Annotated in this window: 8 protein-coding genes; 3 read left to right on the plus strand and 5 right to left on the minus strand. The window is 44.6% G+C overall.

Annotation, left to right across the window (positions count from 1 at the left end; translation table 11 throughout):
• Positions 1-247: 247 nt before the first annotated feature.
• Genes DWZ61_RS00190 through DWZ61_RS00200 form a run of 3 tightly spaced genes read left to right on the plus strand, consistent with a single transcriptional unit; the run spans position 248 to position 4,807 of the window.
• The gene (locus tag DWZ61_RS00190; RefSeq protein WP_118537238.1) at positions 248-2,629 is read left to right on the plus strand and encodes an endonuclease MutS2; all 2,382 of its coding nucleotides are present in this window, start codon (positions 248-250) and stop codon (positions 2,627-2,629) included.
• 24 nt (positions 2,630-2,653) lie between these two features.
• Entirely contained in the window at positions 2,654-3,355 is a 702-nt protein-coding gene (locus DWZ61_RS00195; RefSeq protein WP_118537087.1) for a response regulator transcription factor, read from the plus strand.
• A 24-nt stretch (positions 3,356-3,379) separates the two neighbouring features.
• Entirely contained in the window at positions 3,380-4,807 is a 1,428-nt protein-coding gene (locus tag DWZ61_RS00200) for a HAMP domain-containing sensor histidine kinase (RefSeq protein ID WP_118537088.1), read from the plus strand.
• A 36-nt stretch (positions 4,808-4,843) separates the two neighbouring features.
• Here DWZ61_RS00200 and DWZ61_RS00205 read toward each other — a convergent pair whose 3' ends face one another.
• The 5 genes from DWZ61_RS00205 to recF form a co-directional block, all read right to left on the minus strand.
• Positions 4,844-5,593: a hypothetical protein gene (locus DWZ61_RS00205; RefSeq protein ID WP_331682142.1), complete on the minus strand. Its 750-nt coding sequence runs from the start codon at positions 5,591-5,593 to the stop codon at positions 4,844-4,846.
• Between the two features lie 5 nt (positions 5,594-5,598).
• The gene (locus DWZ61_RS00210; protein WP_117466802.1) at positions 5,599-6,777 is read right to left on the minus strand and encodes a cation:proton antiporter; all 1,179 of its coding nucleotides are present in this window, start codon (positions 6,775-6,777) and stop codon (positions 5,599-5,601) included.
• A gap of 238 nt (positions 6,778-7,015) precedes the next feature.
• Entirely contained in the window at positions 7,016-9,616 is a 2,601-nt protein-coding gene (gene gyrA / locus DWZ61_RS00215; protein ID WP_118501516.1) for a DNA gyrase subunit A, read from the minus strand.
• Between the two features lie 86 nt (positions 9,617-9,702).
• Positions 9,703-11,946, minus strand: a complete 2,244-nt coding sequence (gene gyrB, locus DWZ61_RS00220) for a DNA topoisomerase (ATP-hydrolyzing) subunit B (protein WP_207664166.1) — start codon at positions 11,944-11,946, stop codon at positions 9,703-9,705.
• Positions 11,947-11,964: 18 nt separating this feature from the next.
• Positions 11,965-13,116 carry a DNA replication/repair protein RecF gene (gene recF / locus DWZ61_RS00225; protein WP_118501514.1) on the minus strand — a complete coding sequence of 384 codons (1,152 nt, stop codon included), beginning with the start codon at positions 13,114-13,116 and terminating at the stop codon, positions 11,965-11,967.
• Positions 13,117-13,120: the final 4 nt, after the last annotated feature.

Here is a 13,120-nt window from a genome sequence, read left to right on the forward strand (position 1 = left end):
CTATGAGGGGAGCAAACAGACATGAGCAAGAAGGACGATAGTCCGGATTGCGAATGGATGTAACGATTTCGAGAGTGCGCAGCACGTAGAAATCGTATTATTATGTAAACCAGCATTGAGCAGTACCAAAATCGAGAGATGTCAATTCGACTGCTTGCAGGCGGAATTGACAGATCCGATTTTGATAGGGCGAAAGCCCGGCAGTGAGCTTGTACTGCGTATTTTCAATAATATTAAGGAGTCCCATATGAACACAAAAGTACTCACTACTTTAGAATATACGAAAATCATCGACCTCCTCACGGAGAAGGCCGACTCCGAGCCCGGTAAAAAGCTTTGCCGCGATCTGGTGCCTTCTACCGACCTTTCCGCCATCAGAACAGCCCAGCGGGAGACCAAAGATGCCTTGGCCCGTCTCTTCCGTATTGGAAGCACCTCTTTTGGCAGCAACAGAGATCTAGGATTTTCGATCCGTTCTCTGGAAATCGGCAGTTCTCTGTCTATGTCCGAACTGCTGAAGCTGGCATCCTTTCTGGACAACGTCAACCGAATCAAGACCTACGGGAAAAAAGAACGTGAAGACCTTCCCAATGACAGTCTGGATGCCTACTTTGAAGGCCTTACTCCTATGACACAGCTGGCTAACGAAATCAACCGCTGTATCCTGTCGGAAGAAGAGATGGCTGATGATGCCAGCCCAAGATTAAAGAGTATCCGTCGTTCCAAGCTGTCCACCAACGAAAAGATCCACAGCCAGCTGACCTCTATGGTAAACGGCGCTTACCGTACCTTTTTACAGGATGCAGTCATTACCATGCGTGATAACCGCTACTGTATCCCCGTAAAAGCCGAATATAAAAGCCAGGTGAGCGGTATGGTGCATGACCAGTCCTCCACCGGTTCTACCTTTTTCATCGAGCCGGCTGCTGTCGTGAATCTGAACAACCAGTTAAAAGAACTGGATCTGCAGGAGCAGGAGGAGATTGAAGTTATTCTGAGTGATCTGAGCAGTCAGGCTGCTGTTCATACCTCAGAGCTTGCTGCGGATCAGAAGATCATGACTACGCTGGACTTTATTTTTGCCAAGGCAAAACTCGCCATGGAACAGAATGCCACAGAGCCTATTTTCAACACTGAGCATTACATCCAGATCCGTAAGGGCCGTCATCCACTGTTGGATAAGAAAAAGGCTGTTCCCATTGATGTCCGTCTGGGGAAAGATTTTGACTTGTTGGTGATCACAGGTCCCAATACCGGTGGTAAGACCGTATCTCTGAAGACAGTGGGACTTTTTACTCTGATGGGACAGGCGGGACTGCATATTCCGGCACTGGATCGTTCTGAACTGTCCATTTTCTCGGAAGTTTATGCAGATATAGGGGATGAGCAGAGTATTGAGCAGAGTTTGTCCACATTTTCTTCTCATATGACCAGAGTTGTCCACATTTTGCAGCACGCAGATGCGGATTCCCTGTGCTTATTCGATGAATTGGGAGCCGGAACAGATCCTACGGAAGGTGCTGCACTGGCCATTGCAATTCTGAATTACCTGCATGACCGCGGCATCCGTACCATGGCCACCACCCATTACAGTGAGTTGAAGATCTACGCACTTTCTACGAACTTCGTGGAAAATGCCTGCTGCGAATTTGATATGGAGACTCTTCGCCCTACTTACCGTCTGCTCATCGGTATTCCCGGTAAAAGTAATGCTTTCGCCATTTCTTCCAAGCTGGGACTGTCCGACGAGATCATCCATGCTGCAAAAGAACAGATCAGCAAAGAAGACGAAAGCTTTGAAGACGTCATCGCAGATCTGGAACAGAGCCGCGTAACCATTGAAAAAGAACAGCAGGAGATTGCAGAATATAAGGAACGGATCCGCACGTTACAGGAACAGTTACAGAAGAAAAACGAAAAAATCGATCAGGCAAAGGATAAGATTCTGCGGGATGCCAATGAAAAAGCAAGAGCCATCCTTCAGGAAGCAAAGGATGTAGCCGACGAAACCATCCGTGATTTCAATAAAGCAGGTGCTTCCGCCGACATCAAGGAACTAGAGAAAAAGAGACAGAAGGTCCGTGACAAGATCAACGAAAAGAACGGAAAATTGGCTCTTGGTAATAACCAAAAGAAGCCGGCCAACCAGAAGACCGTGGATCCCAAGAAACTGAAAAAAGGAGATTCCGTAAAGATCATTTCCATGAATCTGAAAGGAATTGTGAATACACTGCCGGATGCCAGGGGCAACCTCTTCGTACAATGTGGAATTATGAGAATGCAGACGAATATTAACGATCTCGTACCGGTAAAAGAAGAGACCATTACAGCACCTGCCCTGCAGCGTACCAACACCGGCAAGTTGAAAATGTCCAAGTCCTTCTCCGTGTCCTCCGAGATCAACCTTTTGGGATGTACGGTAGATGAAGCCATTGCAAAACTGGATAAATACCTGGATGACGCTTATCTGGCTCATCTCCCCAGTGTGAGAGTCGTGCACGGAAAAGGCACCGGTGCCCTGCGCAGTGCCGTACAGTCTCACTTAAAACGTCTGAAATACGTCAAAGAATACCGGTTGGGTGAATACGGTGAAGGCGATGCCGGCGTAACCATTGTTACTTTTAAATAATAACTGACAGGAGGTCTATACTACATGGTAAGTAAACAGAAAATTCTCATTGTAGATGATGATAATAATATTGCGGAACTGATCTCCCTATATCTGACGAAGGAATGTTTTGATACCATGATCGTCAATGACGGAGAATCCGTGATGCCGGCTATGGAGACCTTTGCTCCGAATCTGATTCTGTTGGATCTGATGCTTCCCGGCATTGATGGTTATCAGGTGTGCAGAGAGGTCAGGGCACAATACTCCGTTCCCATCATCATGCTCTCCGCAAAAGGTGAAGTCTTCGACAAAGTATTGGGACTGGAGCTGGGTGCGGATGATTATATGGAAAAACCTTTTGACTCCAAGGAACTGGTGGCACGTGCCAAAGCAGTCCTCAGACGTTATAAGTCCTCCAATGCCCCCACAGAAAATCCCAACGACAAGTGTGTGGAATATGCGGATCTGACCATTAATCTGACCAATTATTCCGTCATTTATATGGGACATACTGTGGAAATGCCGCCGAAGGAACTGGAACTTCTCTACTTTTTAGCATCCTCACCGAACCATGTATTCACCAGAGAACAGCTCCTGGATCAGATCTGGGGCTATGAATATATCGGTGATACCCGTACCGTGGATGTGCACATCAAACGTCTCCGTGAGAAGATCAAGGATCATGCCAACTGGAAGATCAGCACCATCTGGGGCATCGGCTATAAATTCGAAGTACGTAATTAAGTCATACCAAAAGCAGGATTTGTTATGAAAAAAACACTTTATCTAAAATTTATACTTGCATATTTTATTTTTGGTGTATTTGGTTTCATCATTGTTACAACTTTTGTTCCCAATATGACCAAAGAACACCTGATCCGGGAAAAGGCAGAAAGTCTCTATTCCGAAGCAACCCTGATCGCCGGAACCTATGCCGGCGGATTGTACACCAGTGAAACAACATTGGAGACTGTTAAAATGCAGCTGGACTCCCTGGCGGTCTACCTGAATTCCGAGATTCGCATCATCAATCCCTCCGGACGACTGGTACTGGATACCAATAGTCCCTTAGATGTGGAGAATGTGGTAGTCATCGAGAATTTTGATTCGACCGTAACCAGCGGCTCTTATTACATTGTTGGTGATTTCTTCGGTAATTTTGATTCGGATGTACTTACTGTATTTGCTCCCATTACCTCCAACTACAAGGTAAAAGGCTATGTAGTCATCCATACCGATATGAATGATATTCAGAAATCCTGTAACAGCCTGCTGAATATTTCCTATATCACCCTGGCAATCCTGTTCCTGCTATCCCTGATCATTCTGATCTTTTTCACTGAGATCGTATATATTCCTCTGAGGAAGATCACTCATGCCACAGAGCAGTATGCTGCCGGTAATATGCATTATGAATTTCAGGTGGATAGTGAGGATGAAATCGGTTATCTGGCTTCCTGTCTGAATTATATGGCAAGCGAAATTGCCCGTTCCGAGGATGATCAGAAAAAGTTTGTAGCCAATGTATCACACGATTTCCGTTCCCCTCTGACCTCTATAAGAGGATATCTGGAAGCCATGCTGGATGGCACGATTCCACCGGAAATGCACGAAAAATACATTACTATCGTATTGAATGAAACAGAACGACTGACGAAGCTGACCAACAGCCTGCTGACTCTGAATAATCTGAACACCAAAGGAATGCTCTTAGATAAAACAGATTTTGATATCAATCAAGTGATCCGTAATACTGCAAGCACCTTTGAAGGCACCTGTCATAACAAATCTATTGCTATTGAGATGATCCTGACCGGCAATGAAATGTATGTCCATGCAGATATGGGCAAAATCCAGCAGGTACTCTATAATCTCATGGACAATGCCATTAAGTTCAGCCACCATGATTCTGTGATCCACATTGAGACCTCGGAGAAGAAAAATAAATTGTTTGTCTCCGTAAAAGACACAGGAATTGGTATCCCGAAAGAAGATCTGAAGCTGATCTGGGACAGATTTTATAAGTCCGACCTATCCCGAGGCAAGGATAAAAAAGGAACCGGGCTGGGTCTTTCCATTGTAAAAGAAATTATCAATGCTCACAATGAGCATATCAATGTGATCAGTACTCCCGGCGTGGGAAGTGAATTTATTTTCTCCCTGCCGAAATCCCATCAGGAAGACGAAGAGGATTAAGCCATACGACTTAATCCTCTTTTTTCATCTATATATCTATATATCCATGACACGATATAAATAACTGTTTCCCTGTTTTCCGATTCGTTCCACCGTTCCCATTTCCAACAGAATATTCAATACGGTCTGAGCCAGTGAGAGAGGGATGTGGGCGGCTTTTGCAAAATCTTTACTGTGAAAAGGTTCTTCCAGCTCATAGGGCACAAATTGCAGATAATCCTCCGGTTGTCTGATTTCCACCTCTTCGATCAGATCCGTAGGAATCCTGTCATACCGTGTGGAGCCCTTTTTCTTATCATGGCTCCAGCCGTTCAACAGCCGGTATTCCTCCATATTCACCAATACGAACTTAAATCGGATATTCGGATCCTTCAGGAACATTTTGATCTTATATAGTTCCTTAAAAGCCTGATAGGTGCAGCCTTTTTTCGGTGATTTCCGTTTTTTACTCAGTTCTCCGCTGTCTTCATCGATCCAGATCAGCCATTTTTCATAAGGGATCGGATAGACAATAGTCACAGGATATAAAGGAAGAAAGGTCTGCAATTTTCCCCGCATCCGGTTAAACTGTCTCGTCTGAATCTCTATGATCTCTCCATCCCTATAAATATCCGCTACATAATTCTCTATGGGAATCTCCTGATGATCCTCGTCCGGCTCATAATAGTCCTTAAAAATAGCATGAACCGTCTTCTCTGAGAGAGTTCCGATTCCCAGTCTCTGACGGTCCACGCCTATTATTTTTCTCTTAGCTTCTTCAAAACGCTTCTGATCCATATGATCCATATTTTTTAATCAATCTCGGCATGCTTCGTATACAGAATCTTAAGCAGGATAGGAGTGGAGATACTGGATACAATGATCAGCAGAATGACTGCTGTAAAGTATTCCGCACCGATCATTCCCACAGACAATCCCTTCTGTGCTACGATCAGGGCAACCTCGCCTCTGGTCATCATACCGACACCGATTTTCAAGGCATCCGGTCCTTTGAATCTGCAGATTCTCGCCATTAGACCGCAACCGATGATCTTGCACAGCAGAGCAACAATAACAAATCCGATAGAGAACAGTACAAATTCTCCGTTCAAATGGTCAAAGCTGGTCTTAAGTCCGATACTTGCAAAAAAGATCGGTCCGAAGATCATATAAGAATTGATATCCATCTTCTCGGCTATGTATTCCGAATCCTGAATAGAACACAGGATAATACCTGCCACGTAAGCACCTGTAATATCCGCAATACCGAAGAATACTTCCGCTACATAAGCAAAAATAAAACAGAGCGCCAGACCTAAAATAGGAATACGTCTTGTATGCGGATATTTGTTATCCAGATACTGGAATACCTTGAACAATACAAATCCGACACCAATTGCAAACAGGAAGAACAGAAGAGTAGAAATTACTACACTTCCTGGATTGGAATCCGGATTTTTAAATCCGATGACAAAAGTAAGTACAATAATACCAATGACATCATCGATAATAGCGGCACTCATGATTGTTGTGCCGACTTTACCTTTCAGTTTTCCCAGTTCTTTCAGAGACTGCACAGTAATACTTACACTGGTAGCCGTCATAATGACACCGATAAATACAGCTTCATAGAATTTCTCAGAGCCCCAGGGTGCCACTCCGTAAAATCCCATGTACAACAATGTTCCTCCTACCAAAGGAACAAATACACCCATGCATGCGATCAGAAATGCCACAAATCCCGTCTTCATCAGATCCTTCAGATTCGTCTCCAGTCCGGCGGAGAACATCAGAAGAATAACACCGATTTCTGCCATCTGGATCAGAAAATCCGATTGTTGTACCAGTCCCAGTACACTGGGTCCGATCAACAGACCGGCAATGATTTCACCTACCACCTGTGGTGCCTTACATTTTCTCGCAATGATACCAAACACCTTGGCAAATACAATAATAATTGCCAAATCTCTGAAAATACTATAAGATTCCATTTTTCATACCCCTCTTTTTCATTTAAGTTATTACATTATAACTTCACGAATTCGTGCTATTGCATTTTACATCCTGCTTTGCGGGATATTCGTTCACTTGTGAGCCTATAAAAACAAATATCTGCTTCGCAGCCGCTTGCTTTTATCTGTGTCTCACTAAATTGAGCACTTTTGTTATATCACATATATATCTTTTTCTGCAATATGAAAAGTGCTCAACTTAATCATTAACTCTTATTTATTCATCATCTTCAGAATCCTCGGTAGGGAAAATCAGATTTTCTTCTGCTTCTTCCTCATCCTCAGAAACAGCTTCCTGTGCTACTTCTTCCATGGCTTCCTCAAGATTGTCGAATTCATGGTCTCCGTTGGAAAGCTTCTCACGTACCTTGGCAATCTGTGCAACCTTAACACCCTCATCCAGATTGATCAGCTTTACACCTGATGTAATTCTGCTCAAAGTGGAGATATCCTGCACACGCAGCTGAATAATAATTCCTTCGGTAGTGATCATCATGATCTCGTTATCATCATTTACAGCCTTGGCACCTACCACATCACCGGTCTTTTCTACGATCTTGTAGCATTTTACACCCTTACCGCCACGTTTCTGTACGGTAAATTCATCCATATTGGTACGTTTGCCCATACCGTTCTCGGATACGATCAGCAGATCGCTGCCCTGGGTCTGTAACTGCATACCGATGATCTCATCCCCGGGAGATAAGTTCATACCGATGACACCCATGGAAGCTCTGCCCGTAGCCCGGACATCCGTCTCCTGGAAGCGGATGCACATACCCTGTTTGGTTACCAGGAAGATTTCACTGCTGCAGTCAGTGATTTTCACCTCGATCAGCTCATCCTCTTCTCGTAAGTTAATCGCTGTCAGTCCGTTCTTTCTGACATTGGAGAACTCCATCAGAGGGGTCTTCTTCACAATACCGGTCTTAGTTACCATGAACAGATTCTTATCATCACTGTATTCATGAATAGGAATCATAGCGGTGATCTTTTCACCGGGTGTCAGCTGCAAGAGGTTCACGATAGCAGTACCTCTTGCGGTACGGCCTGCCTCCGGGATCTCATATGCTTTTAATCTGTATACTCTTCCCATATTGGTGAAGAAGTTCAGATAATGATGAGTCGTCGTCATCAGCAGATCTTCAATATAATCTTCATCGATGGTCTGCATTCCCTTGATTCCACGACCACCGCGGTTCTGTGCCTTGAAATTATCTACGGTCATACGCTTGATATAACCGAGACTGGTCATGGCAATAATAGTATTTTCCCTCGGAATCAGATCCTCCATGGAGATATCCAGTTCGTCATAACCAATCTTACTGCGTCTTTCATCGCCGTATTTCTCAGCGATAGCACTCATTTCTGTCTTAATAACACCTAATAACAGCTTTTCATCTGCCAAAATAGCCTTCAACTCCGCAATTTTTGCTACCAGATCCTGATGCTCGTTTTCCAGCTTCTCTCTTTCCAGACCTGTCAGAGCACGCAGACGCATATCCACAATAGCCTGTGCCTGTACATCAGAAAGTTCAAATCTCTCCATCAAACGTTCTTTTGCAATCTGGGCATTCTGACTGCCACGGATAATAGTAATAACTTCGTCAATGAAGTCCAGAGCCTTTAACAATCCCTGTAAAATATGATCTCTTTCCTCAGCCTTGTTCAGATCATATTTGGTTCTTCTGGTAACCACATCCTCCTGATGTTTCAGGTAATAAGTCAGCATATCCAGCAGATTCATGACCTTAGGCTGATTGTTGATCAGCGCCAGCATGATCACACCAAAAGTATCCTGAAGCTGTGTATGCTTGTACAGCTGATTCAGGATAACATTGGCATTGGCATCCTTACGAAGCTCAATGACTACACGGACACCTTCACGGTTGGATTCATCACGGATATCTGTGATACCATCGATTTTCTTTAATTTTACCAGCTCGGCAATCTTGATGATCAGATTGGCCTTGTTGACCATGTAAGGCAGCTCAGTAGCAATGATCTGACTCTTGCCGTTTGGAAGTGTCTCTATATTGGTCACCGCACGGACTCTGATCTTACCGCGGCCGGTACGATAGGCTTCTTCACAACCTCTGGTACCCAGGATCAATCCTCCGGTAGGAAAATCAGGAGCCTTCACAATGGGAAGAATCTCATCGATCGTTGTATCTCTGTCTTCTTCCACACGATTATCAATAATTTTTACGACAGCCTTTACCACTTCACGGAGATTGTGAGGCGGAATATTAGTAGCCATACCTACGGCAATACCGGTAGTACCGTTGACCAGCAGATTCGGATAACGACTGGGCAATACTACAGGCTCTTTTTCGGTATCATCAAAGTTCGGTACGAAATCTACGGTATTCTTACCGATATCTGCCAATAATTCCATGGAAATCTTGGAAAGTCTTGCCTCGGTATAACGCATTGCTGCGGCACCGTCACCATCCATGGAGCCGAAGTTACCGTGACCGTCTACGAGAGGATAACGCGTAGACCAGTCCTGTGCCATATTAACCAATGCACCGTAGATGGAGCTGTCACCATGAGGATGATATTTACCCATGGTATCACCGACAATACGGGCACTCTTACGATGCGGCTTGTCGGGACCATTGTTCAGTTCGATCATGGAATAGAGTACACGTCTCTGTACCGGCTTCAGACCATCCCTCACATCCGGAAGCGCACGGGATGCGATAACACTCATGGCATAGTCGATATAGAAAGTTTCCATTTTTTCTTTCAGATCGACTTCATGGATTTTATCAATCTCAGCCTCCGAAGGCTTATCAAAAATATCGTCGTTCATGTTTCCTCACAATCTGTCGTAAAATACGACTCTCTATTATTAAATATCGTAACTATTCAGAGCCTGATAACGGCTCTGAATAGTTATTAGATGTCCAGATTCTTAACAAACTGAGCATTTTCTTCGATGAATTCTCTTCTGGGTTCTACCTTGTCACCCATCAGTGTGGTAAAGGTCAGATCCAGTTCGGATTCAGTCTCTTCATCGTAGTTGACTCTGAGCAGAATACGTCTCTCCGGATCCATGGTGGTCTCCCAGAGCTGTTCCGCATCCATCTCACCCAGACCTTTGTAACGCTGGATCTTGTTGTTCTGGTCACGACCTACTTCAGAGAGAATGCTGTCCAGTTCTTCATCACTGTAGGCATACCATACCTTCTTGTTCTTCTCCAGCTTATACAGAGGCGGCTTCGCCAGGAATACATGTCCCTGCTTGATCAGCTCCGGCATAAACCGATAGATGAAAGTCAGCAGAAGAGTACTGATATGCGCACCGTCTACATCGGCATCGGTCATCAGAATGATCTTGTTGTAACGAAGCTTGGAAATATCAAAATCCTCATGGATTCCGGTACCAAAAGCAGTGATCATTGCCTTGATCTCAGCATTGGCATAAATCTTATCCAGTCTTGCCTTTTCTACATTCAGTATCTTACCACGCAGGGGCAGGATAGCCTGTGTTGCACGGGAACGTGCTGTCTTCGCACTTCCTCCTGCGGAGTCTCCCTCTACGATGTAAATCTCGCAGTTCTTTGGATCCTTATCGGAACAGTCTGCCAGCTTACCGGGCAGAGCCATGGTATCCAGAGCGGTCTTTCTCCTGGTGAGGTCTCTTGCCTTTCTGGCTGCCTCTCTGGCACGCTGTGCCAGAATCGACTTCTCACAGATGGACTTTGCAATCTGCGGATTCTGCTCTAAGAAATAAGTCAGCTGCTCACTGACAATATTGTCAACAGCGCCTCTTGCCTCACTGTTACCCAGTTTCTGCTTGGTCTGTCCTTCGAACTGAGGATCCTCGATCTTGACACTGACAATGGCAGTCAGGCCCTCACGGATATCTTCACCGGACAGATTCGGCTCACTGTCTTTTAACAGCTTTGCTCTTCTTGCGTAATCGTTAAATGTCTTCGTAATAGCATTACGGAAGCCCTGTAAATGAGTACCTCCCTCGGGAGTATTGATGTTATTTACAAAGCTGAATACGCTCTCATTATAAGAATCATTGTGCTGGAAGGATACTTCCACGTACACATTATTCTTCTCACCCTCAAAATACAGAATGTTTTCGTATAAAGGCTCCTTACTTTTGTTCAGGTAAGCAACAAATTCCTTGATACCACCTTCATAGTAGAACTCAACGACTTTCTGCTTCTTACCATTTTCCAGAGTAATGGTATGTATCTTACCGATCTTGCCGCCGGTATGAGCTTTGGTGGATTCCTCGGACGTAGCAAAAGCATCTGCAAATGCTTCAGAGTCATTTGCTGTATCCACAGAAGTTGAAGTTTCTTCGGAAGTCACTGCTTCTGTGGATGCTCCTGCTTCCATGGCATCTTCCTGTGCCCTCTGTAACAGTTCACTGATCTGCTTCTTTTCGTGCTCTGTAGACATAGCTTCCGCAGCTGCACTGTCAACGACAGAACCACCTTCCAGAGAAGTTTCCTCTTCCGTACGATTATCTCTTAAAATGATGCGCAGCCCCTTGGTCAGGAATGCCATCTCTCTGAGTCTTCTCTTCAATACATCAAAATCATATACCGTTGTCTCAGTAAAAATCGTATCATCTGGCAGGAAAGTAACTTTCGTTCCGGTCTTTTCCATAGGGCAGGTGCCGATTTCTTTCAGAGCATAGCATACATGACCTCTCTCATAACGCTGCTTATATACCTTGCCACCCTGGCAAATTTCTACTTCCAGCCAGTTGGAGAGGGCATTTACAACAGAGGCACCTACACCGTGCAGACCACCGGATACCTTGTATCCCCCACCGCCAAACTTACCGCCGGCATGCAGAATCGTAAATACGACTTCTACTGCAGGGATACCTGCTTTGTGATTGATGCCTACCGGAATTCCTCGTCCGTTATCAATAACGGTGATGGAATTGTCTTCATTGATGGTTACATCAATGGTATCACAGAATCCTGCCAGTGCTTCATCCACCGCATTGTCTACGATCTCATATACCAGATGATGCAGTCCTCTGCTGGATGTGGTACCAATATACATTCCCGGACGCTTTCTTACAGCTTCCAGACCTTCCAATATCTGAATCTGATCCGCGCCATATTCATGTTCTACCGCGGTATTGTTCATATTTTCTTCGCTCATGATTCCTCACATTCTGCCCTACAGGCTGCCAAAATTATACTCATCTGCCGGAGTTTCTTCCGGTTCGGATTTCAGTCCCATATTTTCATTTACACAGGTGACAGTTCCGGCGGATACTTTGAATACCCGGTTGATTTCAAACCGGTTATTTACAAATTCCTCCAGACCGGTACAGGTAATGATGGTCTGAATATCCCCGATACTGTTCAACAGATAGTTTTGCCGGTTACTGTCCAGTTCAGACAATACATCGTCAAGTAATAATACCGGCGTATCTTTCGTAATCCTTTTTACCAGCTCGATCTCAGATAATTTCAGAGAGAGAGCAGCAGTACGCTGTTGCCCCTGGGATCCGAACTTACGGATATCCACGTCCCCTACCAGAAAAGAAAAATCATCTCTGTGGGGTCCCACAGATGTCATCTTTGCCCGCATATCCCGGTCCTGACTGTTTCTCAGCTTACTTTCAAATTCATCCAGTTCCACATCCGGCTCATACTGGATACGGATTTCTTCCCGCCCACCGGATAATTTTTTATGAATCTCATAAATGATCTCATTGAGCTGTTCCACGAACAGCTTTCTTCTCTCTATGATCTTACTTCCGTAAGATACCAGCTGCATATCCCAGATAGTCAGAGTTTCCTTCAGATCCGGATTCATATACATATCTTTGAGAAGCTTGTTACGCTGATTGACAATTTTGTTGTAATGATTGAGATTGTAGAGATAGAAATTGTCCAGCTGGCACAGTTCCATATCTACAAATCTTCTCCGCTCAGAGGGACCATTTTTAATGATTCCCAAGTCTTCCGGAGAAAAAAACACAACATTACAAAGCCCAAGAAGATCCGCTGCTTTCTTGATCTTCTGGCCATCTATGGCAATTCCTTTGGATTTGGACTTTCTCAGATGCATATCCACACGGATTTCTTTACCGTCTTTCTCGAGATAAGTTCTGATATGTGCCTCTTCCTTGTCGAAATTAACGATTTCTCTGTCCTTGCTTCCCTTATGCGATTTTGTGGTGGCAGCTACATAGATTGCTTCCAGAATATTGGTCTTGCCCTGCGCATTGTCTCCGTAGAGGATATTTGTCCCCCGGTCAAACTGCAGGACAAGAGAATCATAATTCCTGTAATCTGCCAATTCGATTGATTTGATGATCATAGTA

The sequence above is a fragment of the Clostridium sp. AF34-10BH genome, from assembly GCF_003478095.1.
In the GTDB taxonomy this organism is placed as follows: domain Bacteria; phylum Bacillota; class Clostridia; order Lachnospirales; family Lachnospiraceae; genus Acetatifactor; species Acetatifactor acetigignens.